Source organism: Geodermatophilus sp. SYSU D00879 (assembly GCF_054050375.1).
Genome location: NZ_JBJGZF010000010.1, coordinates 124991 through 146303, shown reverse-complemented (window position 1 = coordinate 146303; position 21313 = coordinate 124991). Strand labels below are relative to the sequence as shown.

Sequence of the window (21313 nt, the reverse complement as noted above, 5' to 3'; positions counted from 1 at the left end):
ACGCGGGCGGGCCACTACCCTGCTCTCATCGCCTAGAAGCGGCTCGTGTGAGCCGGCTCAGACTTGGAGCGGTTGAATGCGCCTCTTAACCAGCCTTTCGATGCCTCCACTACTCTGAGAAGATACAGGGAGCACAGAAATAGCTCGGCGTCGCGGGGCGATCTCGCGGCGCCTCGTAGTGATCGGGAGTTTCGCCGCGGATGTCCGTTTTCGATGCCCAAGAGGACCACTTCGCCCTCGGGTCGTTGCGCACTACGGCGAGTCACACCATCGGCATACCGCACCTCGCTGAGCTACTTCGAGCCGTCCCAGCGAATGCCCCACAGGACCGATACCGCGAGGCAGTAGTAGATGGCAATGTGCTCGGTCGTCCGACGCAGGCTGGCCGCCAGCGCTCGTTTCGCCATCTGCGCGAGCTCTATTTCTTGGATCCCTCGCGACGCGAGTTCGCCGCTCTTCGCCGACTGTGGAATGTTGATTCGAACGCCCAGCCTCTGATGGCCGGCATTCTCGCCTTCATCCGAGACGGCATTTTTCGTGCATCCTTCTCCACAATCCGACAAACACGGCCCGGGGAAACTGTCACGTCTCATGACTTAACAGGGTCAGTGTCCGCCGTCTACGGTGTCGACTTGTCGCAGTCGACGCTCGGCAAGACGGGCCGCAACACGGGCGCGTCTTGGACCCAGACGGGTCACCTCGTCGGACGCCGGAAGAAGGTGCGTCAGTCGATCGAGGCCTTGCCGGCCGCGATTGCCTATGCCGCCTATCTTGGGTATCTGGCAGGCAACCGCGGATCAGGGGTCCTCGACACGCCCTGGGCCGCGCTGCTCGACCTTGCGCCCGGTGTCGGACTCGACGCACTCCGACGTGCCCACACTCAGGGACTCATCGACCTTTTAGTCGCGGGAAACGTCGTCGATGTCAGCTTTCCAATGATCGACGGGAGTCGCCGATGAGCCGCGTGTCAGAACTCGTGGATGCCTATGTCGCCGAGCTGGGCTTGCCTTGGCGTCCCGGACTGTCCGGTGGAGAGCGTGTATGGATGCTCGTCTACCCGCCGGACATGGAGCGCTCTATCCGTGCCACCCTCCCAAGGCTCGAGTTGGCGACTGGGCAAGGCGGACACGGATGGACCGTCATCGACATCACCGATGAGCTTGGGGCGTGGATTGCGACGCATCGCTACGCCGAGGCGTTCTTCGAGGAGCCGACGGACTTCACCTCGGCCATCATTGACAAGTTCGAGGCCGAACTTGTCGCGAAGATTCGCCAACAGCTCGGCGCGGCGCCAGAGAACGACGTTGTCACGTTGGTAGGGATCGGTTCAATCTTTCCCTTCCTGCGCGCGTCGAGCGTCATTAAGGCGATAGACGACAAGGTCAGCGGGCGGTTGCTCGTCTTGTTCCCCGGCTTGCACGATCCCGAAACGCACTCTTTTCGATTGCTGGATGCTAGGGATGGCTTTAACTACCGCGCTCGCGTTATCGACCCACAGAAGGACATCGCGTGACCACCAACAACGGGCTCTTCACCCGCCGCCCACTGGACTTCGAGATCCCTAATGACGGGGTCACCAACGTCGACCGCCCGGACGACTCAAACCAGTGGCGGATCCTTGAGTACGAACTCACGAGTTTCGTCTCGGAGGGCGAATACGAGCGCGGACTTGAGCGCATCCTTGGCTCCTACATCCGTCACCGCAGCAGCACGACTCAGCCTGCGGTTTGGGTGTCTGGCTTCTACGGAAGCGGCAAGTCGCACTTGGTGCGTGTCCTTCAGCACCTGTGGGCCGACACGGCGCTCCCGAACGGTGCGTCGGCGCGCGGCTTGGTCAACCTGCCCCAGGGAATCAAGGACCAGCTCGTCGAGCTTTCTACTGTTAGCAAGCGTGACCGGGTTCCACCGTGGTCCGCGGCGGGGGCGTTGGACCGCAGCGGTGACAGTCTCAACGCCGTCTTTCTCGCCATCGTGCTGGGAGCGGCCGGCCTGCCTTCACGGGTTGCGCCTGCCCAGGTCGCCCTCTGGCTCGCGGGCAAGGGCGACTTGGATGCCGTCCGCACCCGCGTCGAGGCGGCCGGTGCAGACTTCATTGAGGAACTTAGCGAATACAACCTCAGCACGCGGCTCGCCGACGCCATCCTGGATGTCGCTCCCGGCTTCGCTGCCAACGGTGCGGAAGTCCGGAAGGCCCTGCGGAGTCAGTTCCCGCCCGAGTCTGCCCTCAATACCGACGAGACGATTGCCCTTTTCCGTAAGGTCCTCCAGCACGTCGGCGGTGGCGCAATTCCACCCACGCTGATCGTGCTCGATGAGGTCCAGCAGTACATCAGCGGCGATGGCGGGCGCGCGATGGAGGTCCAGAATCTCGTCGAGTCCGTGTCCCGTGAGCTGGATGGGCGAGTGCTGCTCGTAGCCACCGGCCAGCAAGAGTTGACCGCCGACGCCACTCTTCAGAAGATTCAGGATCGCTTCACGGTCAAGGTCGTCTTGAAGAACCAGGACGTCGATGCCGTCGTTCGGCGAGTCCTACTTAGCAAGGAGCCCGCCCAGCGCTCAACACTGGAGAGTGCGCTCGCGGGCGTCGCAGGTGAGATCTCGCGGCAGCTCGCCGGCAGCAAGATTCAACACACCGCGCAGGACGACGCTGACCTGGTGGAGGACTACCCCGTTCTCCCTAGCCGTCGGCGATTCTGGGAGAGTGTCCTGCGTCAGGCCGACGCTGGCCGAGCGGGGCAGTTGCGCTCGCAGCTTCGCATCGTCCACGACGCCAATAGGCTGGTTGCTAGCAAGCCTGTCGGCACAGTCGTCGGCGCGGACTACCTCTACTCGGCCAAGCACGAGGACCTCAATGGTGCCGGACTGCTGCTGAAGGAGACCCAGCGACTCATCCATGAGCAGGGGGAGAAGGAGCCACTACGTGGCCGCGTGCTCGGCCTGATTCACCTCATCAGCCTGCTGCCGACGACGGCTCCCGGCGACATTGGGGTCCGAGCCAAGGTTGATCACCTCGTCGACCTGCTCGTCGAGGATCTGGCCAACGACGGCACCGCACTTCGCCAGGAAGTACCTGAGGTGCTGGCGGCGCTGACGGCAGAGGGCATTCTCCAGCAGGACGGCGACGAATACCGGCTTCAGACGGCTGCCGGACGGGCGTGGGACGAGGCTTACCGCCGACACTCGGCCCAACTCACCGAAAGCGAGATCAGCACTGAGCGCGACACTCGGTTGCGCGCCGAGGTCGAGAAAGCGCTGCCTTCCACGGTCCCCCAAGGCAAGGCGAGGGTCGCCCGCAAGCTCGCGCTTCACACCGACAGCGCCGCGCCAGACGTCGCCGACACTATCCCCGTGTGGCTTCGCTCGGAGTGGGACGACGGCACCACCGCAAAGCAGTTCGATGACTTGGCCAAGAGTCTCGGCCCGAACTCGCCCGTCGTCCTCGTACACCTGCCCCGCGCCCAAGCCCAGGCTTTCGCTGGGGCCCTGCGGAATCAGATCGCGGCGCAGCGCACCCTGGACCAGCAGGGGATCCCGCAGGACGACGAGGGCAAGCAGGCGAGGCGCGCGATGGAGACGCGGCTTGCACGCGCACGGGGACAGGTCAGCGATCACATCCGTGACATCGTCTCCAAGGCAAGCGTTCAACTCGGCGGTGGGTCTTCCCCCACTGGCACCGCGCTGCGTGACCGCATCGAGAACGGGGCACAGTCGGCGGCGACGCGACTCTTCAGCAAGTTTGGGGACGCCGACGACGCGCGGTGGAGCCAGGTGATTGACCGGATCAAGAAGGGATCGGGAGCCGACGCCCTCAAGCAGGTCGGGTATGACGCCGACCCAGAGCAGCATCCCGTGGTCAAGGAGGTCCTCGGCCGCATCGGCGGTGCAGGAACTCCCGCAAGTGACGTGGAGAAGGCCGTTCTGTCGGCCCCGTTTGGATGGCCGCGCGACGCGCTCATGGGTGCGATCGGCGTGCTGCTCGACAATGGTCTTGTGCGGGCAACGATTAACGGCTCGGACGCATCAACCGACAAGGTCCTGTCACAGTCCCGCCTCGGCACGGTGCACCTGCGACGTGAGTCGACCGTCCTGAAGGCCGCCGAGAAGATCGCGGCTCGCAGCCTCCTGAGCAAGCTCGGGGTCACGGCAGACAACGACACCCTAGTATCCGGCGCCGAGCAGGCCGTCACGGAACTCACAAAGAGAGCCGCCGCGATCGGCGGCCCTGCGCCGCTTCCCGACATCGTGCTCCCGGCCGGCATTGACCAGATCAAGACAGCATCCGGCAACGACCGCGTCCATGCTCTGCTCGCGGCGAGGGACGACCTGACGGAGTTCGTGTATCGCCTCGACGCAATAGGCAGGCGTCGGCAACCCAGGCTTGAGGCTCTGTCCACGGCACGCGCCTTGGCGACCGCCGCTGTCGGACTCGACAGCGCTGTAGAGGCGCGCTCACGGCTCGACGCCTTCGAGCAGACCCGCGAGTTGCTCGCCGACAACGACCAGATCAGTCCCATCGCGACCGACCTTGCCAGTGCCGTTCGTGAGGCTGTCAGCTCTGCGGCCGACTCGTTGGAGGCGGCGCGCAAGAGTGCAGTGGACGGGCTCGCAAAGCAGCCCGCCTGGGCGTCGCTCGATTCCGCCGAGCAGGAACAGCTCCTCGGCGAGAACAAGCTGTCGCCCGAGCCCAAGCCCTCGCTCAGTGATGCAACCGCAGTGGTCGAGGCGGTCCGGGCCAGGCCACTCTCGTCGTGGGGTGCGGAGGTTGACGCCGTGCCGGCCCGTGCCGCTAAGGCGCTGGAGGCTGCGGTGCGGCTGACGGCGCCGAAGGCGGGCACAGTCACGTTGCCAACAGCGACGATCAGTACCGCGGACGAAGTTGAGGCCTATCTCGATGACCTGCGAGCCAAGCTGACACAAGCCCTCACCGACCACGACACCGTGGTGGTGAAGGGCTGATGGGTGCTGTCTTGAACGCCGGCCAGCGTCGTCATCTTGACGGCGCTGTGCAGCGCGCTCGGATTGCGGCCGAGCAGGCAGCAGCCGATGCGCTGCGTGCGCTCGCCGTAGCGGAGCCCAGCCGGCCCGCCTACCTCAACGACGACGACAACTCGGTGCGCTTGGCCTTGCGGGAGAAGGCGCGCCAGCTCGGTGACGTCACTGCCCGCAGCGGAGCCGACCTCACCAACCTGATGCGCGAGGTCGCCTACGAGCAATGGCACCGGCTGCTGTTCGCGCGGTTCCTTGAGGTGAACGGCCTGCTACGCCACCCCGAGTTCCGCGACACCTCGTTGACGCTCGATGACTGTGCAGACCTCGCCGACGACATGGGTGAGCCCGACGGCTGGTCCGTAGCCGCCCGCTTCGCAGCCGAGATCCTTCCGGGCGTCTTCCGGCTGGACGACCCGGCCGTCCAGGTCCGCTTCGCCACGGAACACCGCCTCGAACTGGAGAAGATTCTCCTCAGCCTGCCGTCAGAGCTGTTCGAGACCGAAGACGCCCTGGGCTGGGTGTATCAGTTCTGGCAGACGGCCGAGAAGAAGCGGGTCAACGACTCCGGGGTCAAGATCGGTGGCGCCGACCTCTCTCCGGTCACCCAGCTGTTCACCGAGAACTACATGGTCCGCTTCCTGCTGGAGAACTCCCTCGGCGCATGGTGGGCTACCCGCCATCCCGACTCTCCGCTGCTCGACGAGTGGGACTACCTGCGCCGCCTCGACGACGGCACGCCAGCCGCGGGCACGTTCGACGAGTGGCCGACAACCGCGGCCGAGGTCACGGTCATGGACCCGTGCTGCGGCTCAGGGCACTTCCTGGTGGCGATGTTCGGGATGCTCTGGCGAATGCGGGCCGAAGAAGAGGGCCTGTCTCCGGCAGAGGCGCAAGACGCCGTTCTCCGGGAGAACCTTCACGGTCTTGAACTCGATCCCCGGTGCACCCAGATCGCCACGTTCAACGTCGCCCTCGAAGCGTGGAAGCAGGGCGGGTTCCGTGATCTTCCAGCCCCTCAGATTGCTTGCTCAGGGGTCCCTGTTCGCGGGACCCGATCGGACTGGGAGGCGCTCGCCGGCGCAGACAATGAGCTGCGGAAGGTGATGCGTCGCCTCCACTCGTTGTTCCGGGACGCGGACACCCTCGGATCGCTCATCGATCCACGTCCGAACGGAAAGGGAGATAGACTCTTCGGCGCCGACCTGAGCGTCGGGACCGAGTGGCAACAGGTGCGCGACCTGCTCCGACAGGCGATTCGAGCTGAACGACAAGACGACGCGGTGCTGGGCCATGCCGTTGACGACGTCGTCGGTGCAGCGGGGCTCATGGGACAGCGCTACACACTCGTTGCAACGAATGTGCCGTACCTGGGGTCGCAATTGCAGTCGGAGACCCTGCGCACGCACATCCTGACTGAGTTTCCGAACTCCGGAGGCGAGCTGGGGGCGGCCTTTGTGCTTCGCTGGGCTGCAAACTCGGCGGCGGCCGTTCATACCTGCGCCGTTATTCCCGGACCTCTCGGGTTCCTTCGGAGTTTCCAAGACTTCCGGAAGGACCTGATCGAACAGGCCAGCGTGAAGGTGTACTGCACCCTGGGCTCCAGGGCATTCCGCGAGATCAGTGGGGAGGTCGTGCAGCCGGCCCTGCTGGGAGTTGGTATGCCGACCTCAGGAGGGGTCGCGACGGCAGCACTGAGCATCACAACGGTGAACGAAGGGTCAATCGAAGATAAGGCCAGACTGCTTCGCGAGGGGCCCTTCGCACTGATCGACCCGGAGTCCTGGCGCGCCAATAAAGGTATTGCGTTCAGTTCAGTCGCACAGTCGGTCACAACGAGATTGTCCTCCGTTTCGACCGGCGCAGAGGGCCTTTCTACCGGAGACAATGGACGATTCATACGCCGTTTTTGGGAGATCGAGTTCGACGGAGAGCGCTGGGTTGGCATCCAGGGTGCGCCGATAGCGACGGCACCGTTCGCGGGACTTGAGTTCGTTGTCCGATGGGATGGAGGGAGTGGCCCCCTTGTCGAGTCTGACGGTGCGCGTATTCAAGGGATGAATCACCTAGAGCAGCGAGGGGTGCTTATTGGGCGCATGAGCGCCTTTAGGTGCGCCATCTATCTCGGAGGATTGTTCGACAAGAGTTGTGTCATCGCGGTCCCCAACAGGCAAGAAGATCTTCCTGCCATATGGAAGTTCGCCGAGTCTGGGGAATTGGAGCGAGCCGTACGCGCGATCGACACCAAGGTCGGGGCATCAACAGCGGCCGTTCTTGGCGCACCCTTCGATCTGGAGCATTGGCGAACTGTCGCTGCGAGTCAACCAATTCCGACTGCACATGTGGAAGATCCGACGCAGTGGTTGTTCGCAGGGAGGCCCGAGGGTTCAACGGCACCCCTGCAGGTAGCCCTTGCCCGCCTTCTCGGGTACGCATGGCCAGACCAGAAGCCTGACGAACTCGACCAGTTCGTTGACCGAGATGGCATTGCAGCTTTGCAGTCGCTCCCGGGGGAGCCCGATCTTGCGACACGTCTCCGCGAACTGCTCGCAGCCGCCTATGGTGACGAGTGGTCAAGCGCAGTAGAACGGACGCTCGTAACGGACGCTGGCGGCAAGAACGCTCGCTTGGAGGACTGGCTCCGCGACACCTTCTTCGCGCAGCACGTCAAGGTCTTCAACAACCGCCCCTTCCTGTGGCACATCTGGGATGGCCGTAAGGACGGGTTCTCGGCGATCGTCAACTACCACCGGCTCGACCACAAGGCGCTGGAGAAGCTCACGTTCACGTCCTTGGGTGCGTGGATCGAGCGCCAAAGGCATGAGACTGCAGCCGGTCGGGCTGGTGCAGATGCGCGTCTCGCTGCGGCTGAGGCATTGCAGGAGAAGCTCAAGCTGATCCTCGACGGTGCACCGCCGTATGACATCTACGTTCGGTGGAAGGCACTCCACGAGCAGCCAATCGGCTGGAACCCCGACCTGGATGACGGCGTCCGCCTGAACATCCGTCCGTTCGTGACGGCAGGCGTCTTACGTTCCAAGGTCAACGGCCCCAGGGACAAGGATCGCGGCACGAACGCCGATGGTTCTGACCGGCTCAATAATCTTCACCCAACGCTGGAGGAGCGCCGCGAGGCACGCCGGCAGGAAGGAGTTAAAACGTGAGCGCCGTGCGCGCGGTCGTTGCCCACGCCCTACGCGAGGCGGCGAAGTACAACACAGACGCAAGCGCGCCACCCGCAGCGGTCTTCTGGCCCGATCCTGACCGTGTTTGGGAGCCGGTGATCCATCTACTCCAGGAGGCAGTTCCGGTCCTGGTGCTGGGAGAGTATGACCCCGCGAAGGCCCAGGGGCCGGCCATCTGGATTCGCGCGGTCCTCGCCGCGTCGGAGTCAGTCGAGCTGCCTGTACACCTCGCCGAACGAAACGACCGGAACCCTTGGGTGATCTACCTCCCCGGCCACGGGCGAAGCGCACTGTCCGACGTCACCAGCCTGGACCCCGTGGTGTCACCCCTTGTTGAGGTTGCGTTGCGATCGAACTGGTGGCCGTCCGCGCACAGTCGTGCGGCATGGACCCCGCACTCCTTCCTCGGCTCGAAGGATGGGGCGGGCCTCGACATCGCGACCGATTCCAAGACGAGGTCCGCGCTGACGAGCGTGCTGGACCGGCTCCTTTCGGAGGACGTCGAAGAGCTGCTGCGTATGGGTCGATTGGATTCCTCGCGCCTGCACTCGCTCGTTATGACGGACAGCGTGCGGACTCTGTTGGAGTGGATCGACGAGCCGGAGGCTACGAAGCAGGAGCTTCAGGGCGCTCGGTGGGAGGCCTTCGTCGAGGCTTGCCGATCCTCGTACGGCTTCGACCCCGCCAGGGGCGGCCAACTTGAGGCAGCCGGGCGCCTTGGCGCGCGCGAGGGCGCATGGAGCGGCGTGTGGGCGCGATTCACCGACAACCCCCGTCGCTATCCCAACATCCCAGCAACACTGGACAAGGTTCGCCCCCAGGGCGACTTGTTCGGCGAAACCGATCCACACCCGGACTCCTGGCCATCGTGGAATCAGGAGCAGGAAGACGAGCTCCGCAGCGCATTGAATGCGCTTGAGGCGAAGGGTGACCTCGCTGAGACTCGCGCAGCCGTCAAGGAGCTCGCTGCCGAGCATCTGCGGCGCGAAGAGAGCGTCTGGGGGGAGCTCGGCCAGGCACCCCTCGCCCGCGCCACTGGCTACATCGCCGAGCTTGCGGACCTGACGGCGAACCCAGCGCCCACCGGAGACCTGAAGTCCCAGGCGACATGGCATGCGGCCGAGGGTCACAAGGTCGATGACCTCGCGTTGCGGGCCATCGCGGCGGCGACTTCCGCCGCAGATCGCGACGCCGTGTGCAAGGCGCTCAAGTTGATCTACGACCCGTGGGTGGAGGACGCTGCACGCACCTTCCAGTCCGCCGCTGTTGCTGGCTACAACGGCGAGACCGGCCTCGACGTCCCTGCCGGAACGTGCGTGGTGTTTGTTGATGCCTTGCGGTTCGATCTCGGACAGCGGCTGGCCAAGCGGTTGGCATCGTTGGAGGTGTCCACCTCACCGAGACTCGCGGCGTTCCCGACGCTGACCCCAACCGGCCAGCCCGCCGTGGCGCCTGTTCGAGCAAAATTCGGCGCCGGTCCGGCGTTCGATGCGGCCGACGCCCAGGGCCGATCGGTGAAGGGCGCGGTCTTCAGATCCGCACTTGCGGATGCGGGCGTGCAGTATCTCGATTGGAGGTCGGGCGAGACCGGCGACGGCAACAAGGTCGGTTGGACGCAGACGAACTCCATCGACGAGTTTGGTCACGCCCAAGGCCATGCTCTCGCCGACATGCTTGACCAGTACCTTGATCTCGTCTCGGAGCGCATTCAAGGACTCTTGGCTGCGGGTTGGCGCCGGGTCGTTGTCGTGACCGACCACGGCTTCGTCATGCCTGCTGCGCCAGCACAGAAGGTGGAGTTGCCGCTCGCCATCACCGAGGGTGATGCTGCGCGCAAGCCTCGGGTCGCACGGTTGAAGGCTGGAGCGGCGCGCCCAAATTTCCCCATTGTCGACTGGACGTGGGGTTCCTCGATCGAGATGGTTAGCGCCCCCGGCGCAGCGGCCTTCGAGGCGGGCACAATATACGAGCATGGCGGGCTCAGCCATCAGGAGTGCGTCACCCCCGTCATAGAGGTCACCGCCAGCGCAGGTGCCTCTGGACCTGTACAGATCGCCGATATTCGCTGGACGGGCCAGCGTTGCCGGATTGACTACGAGCCCGCCGAGGCCGATGTCGTTGCCGAGGTGCGTCTCGCTCCTGCCGACGCTGCCTCCTCGGTCGGCGGACCGAAGTCGCCGTTAGAGCCCGGAGAGATCAAGGTGCTCGTCGACGAAGATGAAGCAGCCGAGGGCACCATGGGGTACGTCGTGCTGCTGTCGCCTGACGGAAGCGTCGTCGCTCAACGCCAAACGACGGTGGGAGGCGCCGCATGACCGACACGATCACATTCGACGCGATTGATGAGCTGGCCGCCTCAGCCTTCGAGGGCTACGTTGTGCGTAAGGACCTCGCGCAGCAGTTCAAGGGCGCGTACCCGGTGCCGACGTACGTCGGTGAATTCCTCATTGGTCGCTACTGCGCCACCACCGACCTCGAAGAGATTGAGGAGGGTCTTCAAGTCGTTCGCCGCCTCTTGTCGGACCGAACCGTGCGGGCCGGCGAAGAGGAACTGTTCAAGTCGCGAGCACGCGAGCGGATGACGATCAAGCTCATCGACCTCGTCAAAGCGCGCCTGGACGCGAAGTCGAACGTGTACCTGGCAGAGCTGCCCAGCCTGGGACTAAGGGACGTGCGCATCAACGACGACGTCGTGCGAGACAACGAGCGCATGCTCACCGGTGGCTTCTACGCCGAGGTCGACCTCTACTACGACGCAGTGATCGCAGACGAGAGCAACGGGAAGCCGTTTGCAATCGGTTCCTTGCGCCCGATTCAGCTCTCGACTCGCGACTCGTTGGAGCGTCTTGCCGAGGGCCGTTCCAAGTTCACGACGGACCAGTGGAAGCATCTCCTGCTCCGCTCGGTGGGTTTTGAGCCGCGGCAGCTGTCACCGCGCGAACAGGACGTCCTGCTGCTGCGCATGGTCCCGTTCGTTCAGCGCAACTTCAACATGGTCGAGCTCGGCCCGCGCGGCACCGGCAAGTCACACCTGTTCCAGCAGGTCTCGCCTTATGCACACCTGATCTCCGGCGGCAAGGCCACTGTCGCCCGCATGTTCGTCAACAACGCCACCGGCCAGCGCGGACTCGTCGCCCAGTACGACGTTGTCTGCTTCGACGAGGTTTCCGGCGTCTCCTTCGATCAGAAGGACGGCGTCAACATCATGAAGGGCTACATGGAGTCCGGCGAGTTCTCCCGCGGCCGTGAGTCCATCCGCGCGGACGGCTCGATCGTTCTCGTTGGCAACTTCGACGTCGATGTCACCCACCAACAGAGGATCGGACACCTCCTTTCGCCGCTGCCGCCTGAGATGCGCGACGACACCGCGTTCATGGACCGCATCCACGCCTACCTGCCTGGCTGGGACGTCCCGAAGCTGAACCCGACCTACTTCACTCACCACTTCGGCCTCGTCAGTGACTTCCTTTCCGAGTGCTGGTCACACCTGCGAACTCAGTCTCGACTCGCCTCAATACAGGGACGAGTCAACTACTCCGACGCGCTATCTGGTCGCGATCTGTCCGCCATCAACAAGACGGTCGATGGCTTGCTGAAGCTTCTATCTCCAGACGCGGAAGCCGCGATCTCCGACGAGGACCTGGAGTGGGCCGTCCGTATCGCTCTTGAATGCCGTCGGCGGGTGAAGGAGCAACAGCGGCGCATCGGTTCGGCCGAGTTCCGTAACACCCAGTTCGGCTACCGCATCTCGGAGGGCGTCGAGCAATTCGTGACCACCCCCGAGCTCGCCAGCCCCGACTCGATCGGGCTCGACCCGCTCCCACCCGGACAGGTTTGGGCGATCGCTGAAGGTGGTGGCGAAGCTGGGCCTGGTCTTTATCGCATCGAGGCAGCTGACACGCCTGGCGCCGGGGCCCGGGGACTCCTCAACCAGGCCGCGCCGCCCCCCCTTCGGGAAAGCTTCAAGGTCGCCGAGCAGAATCTCATCGCGCAGGCGCGTTCGCTTGTGGGGGACCGCGATCCCCGCGAGCACAACTTGACGGCGCAGGTACGCGCGCTCGACGCCGCGAAGACCGGCGCCGGCCTTGGTCTGCCGATCCTCCTAGCGCTTTGCTCCGCCATGCTGCAACGGTCCATCCGAGGTGGGCTGATCGCGGTCGGCAACTTGTCTCTCGGTGGCGGTGTGGAGACCGTCCTGAACGCTGCTGCGCTGGCCGAGCATGCGATGGAGAAGGGAGCCACGACGCTGCTGCTCCCGGTGGCCGCACGGCGCCAGTTGCTTGACGTCAGCGATGAGGTTGCCACTAAGGTCTCGTTCCTCTTTTACAGCGACGCCCAGGACGCCCTCGTGAAGGCGTTGGACGAATAAGCTGTCACGCAGTCGCGAATGTTCATCTGCAGGCCTCGCAGGTGGGTGATGGCTGGCGTCGACTGGGTAAGGGCCGCCTTGCGGGCTACCTTCCGCGTCGCCGGCGTCCGCGCCGACGGTCTCACGGCACCGCAGTCCCACATCGTCGGCGTCGAGTTCCGCCGGGACGAAGAGACGCACCGGACGGCGCTACTGGTTGTGGAGGAGGACGGCGGGCTCCGCGTCTGTGGCACCCCGTGACCCGCGTCCCGGCGCCCCGGCTCCGACAGGGCCGGGGCGCCGGACCAGTCAGCCCTGTGACGACCGGCGCATGGACCACATCTGCGCGGGGCGCTCGAACTGGGTGGCGACCTCCCAGCTCACCGCGCCGTTAACGACCTCCCTGCGGAAGTTGCCCACGGCCACCCGGGCCAGCTCCGGGTCGGCGGCCACGCGGCGGGCCAGCTCCAGCGCCCGATCCTCGACGGCGGCGTCCTCGACCGATTCCCACGCCAGGCCCAGCTCCACGGCCCTGGTGCCGTTGATCTCCTCGCCGAACAGCGCCATCGCGGCGGCGGCCTCGCGGCCGATCAGCCGGGACAGGATGACGAAGTGCCCGCCGCCGGGGTGCAGGCCGCGCTTGAGGAAGCCGGCCAGCAGCCGGGCGTCGTTCGCGACGATCCGCAGGTCGGCGGCCAGCAGCATGTTCATCCCGGCGCCGACGGCGGACCCGCGGACGGCCGCGATGGTCGGCACCTTCACCTGGCCGAGCCGGTAGAAGGAGTCGTAGATGCGGCCCATGCCCTCGTAGGCGTCGGGCGCGGCCGGGTCCTTACCGGCGTTCGTCAGCGTCGCGACGTCATCACTTAGAACGCAACGACTCGCGCACCACATGCATTATCTGCGGGCCATCCTCGGGCTCGGCGTCCACTGCCTACGCCGAGAGGTCCTGAACGATGTGTAGGACGCCGCGGCCGCGCTCCTTGGCGCCGTACATCGCCCGGTCCGCCAAGGAGAGAACCTCGTCCAGCGTCGTCCCGGGCGCAGCCATCGCCAGCCCGATGGAGGCCGACACCCGCACCGTCCGCCGTCCCACCTCGACCTCGTCCACCAGCACGGCGGCCAGTCCGTGCCCGATGGCCTCCGCCGTCGCCGCGTCCACTCCGGGCAGGACGGCCACGAACTCGTCCCCGCCCAGCCGGCCGACCACCGCTCCCGGCAGCTCCCGCTCCAAGTGCCGGCGCAGCCGGTCGGCGAGCCGGACGAGCAGCTGGTCCCCCACCGCGTGCCCGCCGCGGTCGTTGACCTCCTTGAACCGGTCGACGTCCACGAACAGCACCGCTCCCCCGACGGCCAGCGCCGCGCGGCCGGTGTCGAGCAGGTGGCTGCGGTTGGCCAGCCCGGTCAGCGGGTCCTGCCGTGCCGACCGCAACAGCGCCTGCCGCCACCCGTCGGCCTTGGTGGCCACCGCGGTCAGCCGGTCCACCGTCTCCTGCAGCCGCACCGCCTGGTCGGCGTCCGCGTCCTCGGCCAGTCCCGCCGTCGACGCGGCCAGCGTCTCGAGCACCGTCTCCAGCGGCAGGCCGGCCGTCACCACCTCCAGCGTCCGGCCCTGCGCGGCCAGCAGCTCGCCGTCCCACCGGTGCGAAGCCACCTGCCGCCGGAGCGACAGCACGCTGCGCACCAGCCGCACCTGGTTCTCCAGCAGCTCCTGTTCGGCCAGGGAGAACGCCCGCGGCTCGTCGTCGAAGACGCCGAGCGAGCCGAGGACGAAGCCGTCCTCGTCGATCAGCGGCACCCCCAGGTAGGAGCGGATCGCGCCGGCCGCCACGGCCGGGTTGTCGCGGAAGACCGGGTGGTCGAGCGCGTCGGCCACCTGCAGCGGCGCCCGCAGCGCCACCACGTACGCGCAGAACGACAGCTCGTCGGGCACGTGCGAGTACGGCGCGCCCGCGCCCCGCTCGGCCGGGAAGCACTGCTCGTCCGGGCCGACCAGGTTGATGACCGCGATCGGCGCCTCCACCGTCCGCGCCATGTACGCGACGACGGCGTCGAGGTCGGACACCCCCGCGTGCCCCGGCAGCCGGTAGCTGGCGATCGCGGCCAGCCGGGCCGCCTCGGCGACGGCAGGCCGCGGATCGGGCAGCGGGACGTCGGCCGGCGCGGACTCGGGCAGGCGGGGCGTCGGGACGGCGGCGGTCACGCGCGGCGACGCTAGCCGCCGAGCGTCACCGACGGAACACGCTGCGACACCGGGACACTCCTCGACGTCGAGGCGCCGAGCCGGTCCTCCCCGACGGCGGCCTTGAGCTCGGCGGGACCGCGACTTCCCGCGGTTCGCGGCCCGTCCCGCGGCCCAGGGCCGTCCGCCTCTGTCGTCGCGGAACCCGCCGTCGCGACGCTCCGGGTCCCACCCAGATCGGGAGGTCGGCACCGTGTACGTCACCCAGGGTCTGCACCGCCACGTCCAGCAACGCGCGGACGAGATCGCCACCGCCTGCGCCGGCCGCACCCGGACCCACGCCGAGTCCGTCGACCGGATCGCCCGCCTGGCCGCCGCTCTCCAGCAGCTCGGGATCAGGGACGGCGAGCGCGCGGCCGTCCTGTCCCTGAACTCCGACCGCTACCACGAGTTCCTCGGCGCGACGCTGTGGGCCGGCGGCGTCGTCGTCCCGGTCAACATCCGGTGGAGCGTCCCCGAGATCGCCGACTCCCTCGCCGAGGTCGACGCCCGGGTCCTCGTCGTCGACGACGTCTTCGCCGCGTACACCGAGCCCATCCGGGCGGCTCACCCGCGCCTGGAGCACGTCGTCCACGCGGGCGACGGCCCGACCCCCGAGGGCATGCTCGCGTTCGAGGACTTCGTGGAGGCGAACGAGCCGGTCGAGGACGTCCGCCGCGGGGGCGACGCCCTCGCCGGCGTCTTCTACACCGGCGGCACCACTGGCCGGTCCAAGGGCGTCATGCTCAGCCACGACAACCTGTTGACGTCGTCGATGGGCGCGCTGGTCGCCAACCACTTCCCGCCCGGCGGGGTGGGCCTGCACTCCGCGCCCATGTTCCACCTCGCCGCCTTCTCCAACTGGGTCGGCGCCGTGGTGATCGGCGCCACCCAGGTGATGATCCCGGCGTTCGACCCGGTCGCCGTGCTGACCGCCGTCCAGGAGCACGGCGTCACCGACCTGCTGCTGGTCCCCACGATGATCCAGCTGGTGGTCGACCACCCACGGGTCGACGAGTTCGACCTGAGCAGCGTCCGCCGGGTGGGGTACGGCGCCTCCCCCATGTCCGACGCCCTGCTCAGCCGCGCGATGAAGGCCCTGCCCAACGCCCGATTCCTGCAGGCCTACGGCATGACCGAGGTCGCCCCGGTGGCCACCCTGCTCACGGCCGAGGACCACGAGGACCCGGCGCACCGGCGCTCGGTCGGGCGCGCCGCCCCGCACGCCGAGGTCCGCGTCGTCGGCCCGGACGACGTCGAGCTCCCCCGCCGGGAGGTCGGGGAGATCGTGGTCCGCGGCGGCCACGTGATGCTCGGCTACTGGGACCGGCCGGAGGAGACCGCCGAGGCGCTGCGCGGCGGCTGGATGCACACCGGCGACGCCGGCTGGATGGACGACGAGGGCTACGTGTACCTCACCGACCGCATCAAGGACATGATCATCTCCGGCGGGGAGAACGTGTACTCCGTCGAGGTGGAGAACGTGCTCGCCCAGCACCCGGCGGTGGCCACCTGCGCGGTCATCGGGGTCCCCGACGAGACGTGGGGCGAGCGCGTGCACGCCGTCGTCGTCCCGGCGGCCGGCGCCGCTGTCACCCTCGAGGAGCTGCGCTCCTTCTGCGCCGAGCGCATCGCCGGGTACAAGACGCCGAGGTCGATGGACGTCGTCGACGCGCTGCCCCTCTCCCCCGTCGGCAAGGTCCTCAAGCGGACCCTGCGCGAGCCCTACTGGGCCGGGCAGGACCGCGCCGTCCACTGACGGCCGCGTGCAGGGGCGGACGCCCCTGGTCCGGCACGCCGGTCCGAGGAGAGCATCGGGGACGTCCAGGACATCCGCGGAAGGAGCCGTGCCATGACCCAGACCACGGGCTCAGCGGTCTCGAAGGACCGGGCGCGTGAGGCGATGACCCGCTTCGTGGCGGCCTGGGAGCAGGGCGACCTGTCCGTCGTGGACGAGGTGTTCGCCGAGGACCTCGTCTACCACGGGCCCCCGTTCCCGGACATGGGCCGGGATGAGCTGCGGGACTTCATCGCCGGCTTCCGGACGGGCTTCTCCGACATCCACGTCCAGGTGCACGAGCACGTCGTCGACGGGACCACCTCCGTCCACCGCTGGACGGTCGAGGCCGTCCTCTCCGGGACGACGCCGGTGCTCCCGGGAGTGGAACCGACCGGGAACCACTCGTCCGCCGACGGCGCGCACGTCCTGCACTGGACCGGGGAGAAGGTGTCCGAGGCCTGGCACCTCGGTGACTGGCTCGGCTGGCTGACCAAGGCGGGTGTGCTGCCGCCCGCGCCGGGCATGGGGGGCTGACCGCCCCGACGTCCACCGCGATCCGCCGAGGACGACGGGTCGCTCGGCGTCCGGGCCATTGCCTCGCGCACCGAGCGTCGCCAGGCTGAGCCGGAACGCCGTAGGGGCGTTCCCGCCAGGTCAGGAGAGCGGCCCATGCACGCACGGTCCACGAGCATCCGCGGTCACGCGGCCGGCATCGACGCCGCCATCGCCTACGTGCGCGACGACGTCCTGCCGAAAGTCCAGGACACCGACGGCTGCGTCGGCCTCTCCATGCTCGCCGACCGCGACAGCGGCCGCTGCATCGTGGCGACCGCCTGGAGGGACGAGCAGGCCATGCGCGCCACCGCCGCCGAGGACCGCACGGTGCAGCACCGCCTGCTGCACGTCCTCGGCGGCGGGCACGCCGACGTCCAGGAGTGGGACATCGCAGTCCTCCACCGGGACCGTCCGGCCGGGGACGGCGCCGGCGCCCAGGTCACCTGGGCCCGCATCGCACCGAACCACCTCGACGACCTGCTCGAGGCCTACCGGCACAACCTGCTGCCCAAGCTCCAGGAGCTGCCCGGCTTCTGCAGCGTCAGCATGCTGGTCGACCGGCGCCTCGGCCGGACGGTCAGCGTCACCAGCTTCGAGGACCGCGACGCCGCGGGGCTGGTGCGCCGGCACGCCCGGTCGCTGCGCGAGCAGTTCGCGCAGGCCCTGGGCGCCAAGATCGTGGACGTCGCCGAGATGGACCTCGTCCTCGCCCACCTGCACGTCCCCGAGGCGGTGTGAGCGGTCTCAGTCCTCGGCGGACCGGCGCATCGACCACATCTGCGCGGGGCGCTCGAACTGGGTGGCGACCTCCCAGCTCACCGCGCCGTTGACGACCTCCCTGCGGAAGTTGCCCACGGCCACGCGGGCGAGCTCGGGGTCGGCGGCCACGCGGCGGGCCAGCTCCAGCGCGCGGTCCTCTACGGCGGCGTCGTCCACCGACTCCCACGCCAGGCCCAGCTCCACGGCCTTGGTCCCGTTGATCTCCTCGCCGAACAGCGCCATCGCCGCGGCGGCCTCGCGGCCGATCAGCCGCGACAGGATGACGAAGTGCCCCCCGCCGGGGTGCAGGCCGCGCTTGAGGAAGCCGGCCAGCAGCCGGGCGTCGTTCGCGACGATCCGCAGGTCGGCCGCCAGCAGCATGTTCATCCCGGCACCGACGGCGGACCCGCGGACGGCCGCGATGGTCGGCACCTTGACCTGGCCGAGCCGGTAGAAGGAGTCGTAGATGCGGCCCATGCCCTCGTAGGCGTCGGGCGCGGCCGGGTCCTTGCCGGCGTTCGTCAGCGTCGCGACGTCGCCGCCCGCGCAGAACGACTTCCCCACCGCCCGGACGACGAGCGCCCCGACCTCCGGCTGGGCGTCCACCTCGTCGAAGACGTCGATCAGCTCGCCGGCCATCTGCGGCGTCAGCGCGTTGCGGCGGTCGGGCGCGTTGAGCGTCACCACCGCCACGCCGCCGTCGACCTCGAGCAGGACCTCGGCGTCAGCCACGAGCGCACCTCCGGATCGGGGCCCGCAGGCCCGGGGGACCATCCGCAGGCATCAGACCACGACGCCGTGTTGCCGCCCTGCGCGGGCCGGTCCCACACTCGGCTCCCCACCTCCGGAGCTCGCATGCCCGCCCGCCGCGCCGCTGCTCTTTCTGTTGTCGCGCTGCTGGCTGCGGGCTGCACCGGTGTGGACGGCGATCCCAGCCCGGCACCGACGACGTTCACCGAGCTGCTCGGCACCGCCGACCTCGACGCCGTCGCACCCGCCGGCGTGGACGTCCTCGACCTGGCCGCCGGTCCGGACGGCGCGCTCGTCCTGCTCGCCGACAGCGCCGACCCGTCGGTCACCTACCTGGCGCCGGTCGATGAGGACGGCGTCGGCGACGTGCAGCGGCTGGACGGCCCCGGCGAGCAGCTGTTCGTGGGACCCGACGGCGCCGTCCTCGTCCTCGGCCCGGGCAGGCTGACCACCGTGGGCGGCGGCACCGTCGAGCTGGACGTCGACGGGGAGGCCGCTGCCCTCTCCCCCGACGGCCGCCGGCTGTACGTGGTGGCCGAGGGTCGGCTGGCCGCGGTCGACCCGACTGCCGGCGAGGTGCAGGCGACCGCCGACCTCGAGCCCGGCCTCACGGTCGAGGACCTCGCCGCCGGACCGGACGGGCCGGTCGCGCTCATGAGCGACGCCCGCGCGCTCGACCTGGCCGACGTCGCCGTCCTGGGCACCTGGGCCGAGGACCTGGGGCGGGGCGAGCTCGTCGAGCTGGCCTCCGACCGCCCGGCCAGCATCCCGTCCGCGCTGCGGCTGACCGACGACGGCGATGCGGTCGTCACGCTCACCGTCCACGGCGACGACCCGTTCCGCCTGTCGGTCGTCGAGGACGGCGAGGTGACCGCCACGCACCCCATCCCCGGCACCGACCGTCCCCCGGCGGACCTCGCCGTCTCTCCCGACGGGCGGGTGGCCTACCTGGCGGTGGCCGGGTTCGAGGTGGAGTCCGGCGTGGTCACGCTCGACCTGGCCGACGGCGAGCAGGTCGACGACGTCCGGCTGTGCGAGGGGCAGGGGGTCTTCGGCCGGATGGCGCTGACGGGTGAGCGGCTCACGGTGATCGGCTCGTGCATCAACGCGGACAACTCGTCGACCACCGCGTTCGTGCTCGGGTAGCCGTTCGGGTGGGTTGTCCCCAGGGTTCGATCCGGAGCGGTGCTGTTCTGGTTATCGTCCGCGATCGTGCGGAATCCCGGCACCGGACGGACGAGCCTCATCGCGGTGGTCCTCGGCGCGGCGCTGCTCCTGCCCGCCTGCGCGGCCAGTGACGACGACGAGGCGCCGAGCACGAGTCTGCCGACGACGTCAGCGCCCGCGAGCACCACCGAGGCCCTGCCCGTGGTGGGTCCGGCTGACTTCCCCGTACCGCCCGAGGCCCGCACCCAGGACGCCGCCGGCGCCGAGGCCTTCCTCCGCTACTGGATCGACCTGCTCAACCGCCAGCAGGCGATCCCTGCTGGCCAGCCCATCCGCGACCTCGGTCCCGAGTGTGACGAGTGTGTGCGCATCGCCAACGCCTACGACGAGACCGCTGCTGTTAGCCAGCGCTATGCCGGCGGCGAGATCGCCGTCAGTGCTGTAGCGGCTCCGCTGCTTGAGGACAACCGAGCCCTCGTCTCGTTTGCAGCAAGTGTGAACGCCGTCTCGAAGACGGACGCCGCCGGGAATGTGGTCGAAGTCGGCCCGCCGGCGGAGGCCAATCTCGGCTCTGGCCTGTATCTCGCTTGGTCGTCGAACCTTGGGAGTTGGCTCGTCACGGAGTTCAACCTGGGATGAGCTGTCGCGGTCCGCTATGCGTGGTGTTGACGCTTCTGCTGGCTTGCTTCGGAGTTGCGCCAGCTGCAGCGGACTGTGGTTGGACCCGCTGTCCCGACACCGGACTCGAAAATGGGGCTGCAACGGTCGAGTACTCGGGCGGGGTGGTCAACGAGCTAGTCAGCGGTGGCGGGACCGCAGCTGTGGACTACGTCTGGCGGTTGATCCGCCCATGTGCGCTCACTGACGAACGCGAGGGATCCTGCACGGCCATCGACTTTCAGGACTGCCCCGCCGAACCAGGGCAGGTCGTCCGCTATCTCTCCGTCCAGCAGCGCCCCGTCGTGCGTCCGGACGGCACAGCAGTAATCCCGGTAACCCCCGGCTTCGGTCCTGGAGACCTGCTCGGCGCTTGGACGACGCTCCGCACGGCGTGCATCGACATCACGGCGCTCAACCCGCCGCCGTCGCCGGAGGAGGTGTTCGCCTACTTCCAGCGGCTGCCGCTGCCGCAGCTGACCACCTCGCACGCGCCACCGGGGCGGGGCCTGGCCGGGCTGCCGGTCGTCTTCTGGACCGACGCCCCGACCACCCAGACCTTCACCGTCGACGTCCGCGGCTACGCCGTCGTCATCGTCGCCGAGGCGCAGCGCTACACCTGGCGCACCGGCGACCCCGCCGTGCCCACGCTCACCACCACCGTCCCCGGCGGCGCCCATCCCGAGCAGGCCACCGAGCACCTCTACCGCTCGGGCACGTACACCGCGTCGCTCACCGTCACCTGGGGTGCCACCTTCACCGTCGACGGCAGCGCGCCGGCCGACGTCCCCGGCACCACCACGACCGACGGCCCGCCGGTGAGGTTCGACGTCGTCGAGGCCGCCGCCGTCCTCACGAACCCCTACGACTGACCAGCTCGCAGGCCCGCGCGTGCGCCGGGCCGC

16 protein-coding genes are annotated in these 21313 nt (G+C 68.1%); 13 read left to right on the top strand and 3 right to left on the bottom strand.

All coding sequences use genetic code 11. The features are described from left to right. Nucleotides 1–359 precede the first annotated feature (359 nt). Genes ACI79B_RS14615 through ACI79B_RS14585 form a run of 7 tightly spaced genes read left to right on the top strand, consistent with a single transcriptional unit; the run spans nucleotide 360 to nucleotide 12780 of the window. Nucleotides 360–959 (top strand): hypothetical protein, encoded by a 600-nt coding sequence (locus ACI79B_RS14615; RefSeq protein WP_457000182.1) that lies wholly within the window; start codon nucleotides 360–362, stop codon nucleotides 957–959. Beyond that, a complete protein-coding gene (locus ACI79B_RS14610; protein WP_456926835.1) occupies nucleotides 956–1513 on the top strand; it encodes a BREX protein BrxB domain-containing protein in 558 nt (185 codons plus the stop codon). Before ACI79B_RS14615 ends, ACI79B_RS14610 begins: the two co-directional genes overlap by 4 nt. Further along, on the top strand, nucleotides 1510–4956 hold the full coding sequence (brxC, locus tag ACI79B_RS14605) for a BREX system P-loop protein BrxC (RefSeq protein WP_456926834.1): 3447 nt from the start codon (nucleotides 1510–1512) through the stop codon (nucleotides 4954–4956). The genes ACI79B_RS14610 and brxC overlap by 4 nt, the downstream gene beginning before the upstream one ends. Next, a complete protein-coding gene (locus ACI79B_RS14600; RefSeq protein WP_456926833.1) occupies nucleotides 4956–8150 on the top strand; it encodes a hypothetical protein in 3195 nt (1064 codons plus the stop codon). The genes brxC and ACI79B_RS14600 overlap by 1 nt, the downstream gene beginning before the upstream one ends. After that, a complete protein-coding gene (gene pglZ / locus ACI79B_RS14595; RefSeq protein ID WP_456926832.1) occupies nucleotides 8147–10486 on the top strand; it encodes a BREX-1 system phosphatase PglZ type B in 2340 nt (779 codons plus the stop codon). The genes ACI79B_RS14600 and pglZ overlap by 4 nt, the downstream gene beginning before the upstream one ends. Then, a complete protein-coding gene (gene brxL, locus ACI79B_RS14590) occupies nucleotides 10483–12540 on the top strand; it encodes a protease Lon-related BREX system protein BrxL (RefSeq protein WP_456926831.1) in 2058 nt (685 codons plus the stop codon). The genes pglZ and brxL overlap by 4 nt, the downstream gene beginning before the upstream one ends. 48 nt (nucleotides 12541–12588) lie before the next feature. Beyond that, a complete protein-coding gene (locus tag ACI79B_RS14585) occupies nucleotides 12589–12780 on the top strand; it encodes a hypothetical protein (protein WP_456926830.1) in 192 nt (63 codons plus the stop codon). Between the two features lie 48 nt (nucleotides 12781–12828). On the opposite strand, the gene ACI79B_RS14580 is transcribed toward ACI79B_RS14585, so the two are convergent. Then, complete coding sequence (locus tag ACI79B_RS14580) at nucleotides 12829–13413, bottom strand: enoyl-CoA hydratase-related protein (RefSeq protein ID WP_456928859.1); 585 nt, start codon at nucleotides 13411–13413, stop codon at nucleotides 12829–12831. 40 nt (nucleotides 13414–13453) lie between these two features. Continuing rightward, complete coding sequence (locus tag ACI79B_RS14575) at nucleotides 13454–14722, bottom strand: diguanylate cyclase domain-containing protein (protein WP_456928860.1); 1269 nt, start codon at nucleotides 14720–14722, stop codon at nucleotides 13454–13456. A gap of 232 nt (nucleotides 14723–14954) precedes the next feature. Here ACI79B_RS14575 and ACI79B_RS14570 point away from each other — a divergent pair, with 232 nt between their 5' ends. The 3 genes from ACI79B_RS14570 (at nucleotide 14955) to ACI79B_RS14560 (ending at nucleotide 17813) form a co-directional block, all read left to right on the top strand. Next, complete coding sequence (locus ACI79B_RS14570) at nucleotides 14955–16499, top strand: acyl-CoA synthetase (protein WP_456928861.1); 1545 nt, start codon at nucleotides 14955–14957, stop codon at nucleotides 16497–16499. A 93-nt stretch (nucleotides 16500–16592) separates the two neighbouring features. Further along, on the top strand, nucleotides 16593–17054 hold the full coding sequence (locus tag ACI79B_RS14565) for an ester cyclase (RefSeq protein ID WP_456928862.1): 462 nt from the start codon (nucleotides 16593–16595) through the stop codon (nucleotides 17052–17054). A gap of 135 nt (nucleotides 17055–17189) precedes the next feature. Continuing rightward, entirely contained in the window at nucleotides 17190–17813 is a 624-nt protein-coding gene (locus ACI79B_RS14560) for a hypothetical protein (RefSeq protein WP_456928863.1), read from the top strand. A gap of 6 nt (nucleotides 17814–17819) precedes the next feature. Here the strand turns inward: ACI79B_RS14560 and ACI79B_RS14555 are convergent, their stop codons facing one another. Beyond that, nucleotides 17820–18566 (bottom strand): enoyl-CoA hydratase-related protein, encoded by a 747-nt coding sequence (locus ACI79B_RS14555; protein ID WP_456928864.1) that lies wholly within the window; start codon nucleotides 18564–18566, stop codon nucleotides 17820–17822. 123 nt (nucleotides 18567–18689) lie between these two features. Between ACI79B_RS14555 and ACI79B_RS14550 the strand changes: the two genes are divergently transcribed. The 3 genes from ACI79B_RS14550 (at nucleotide 18690) to ACI79B_RS14540 (ending at nucleotide 21280) form a co-directional block, all read left to right on the top strand. After that, nucleotides 18690–19730 (top strand): hypothetical protein, encoded by a 1041-nt coding sequence (locus tag ACI79B_RS14550; protein ID WP_456928865.1) that lies wholly within the window; start codon nucleotides 18690–18692, stop codon nucleotides 19728–19730. A gap of 39 nt (nucleotides 19731–19769) precedes the next feature. After that, nucleotides 19770–20390 carry a hypothetical protein gene (locus ACI79B_RS14545; protein ID WP_456928866.1) on the top strand — a complete coding sequence of 207 codons (621 nt, stop codon included), beginning with the start codon at nucleotides 19770–19772 and terminating at the stop codon, nucleotides 20388–20390. Between the two features lie 323 nt (nucleotides 20391–20713). Beyond that, the gene (locus ACI79B_RS14540) at nucleotides 20714–21280 is read left to right on the top strand and encodes a hypothetical protein (protein ID WP_456928867.1); all 567 of its coding nucleotides are present in this window, start codon (nucleotides 20714–20716) and stop codon (nucleotides 21278–21280) included. The last annotated feature ends 33 nt before the right edge of the window (nucleotides 21281–21313 follow it).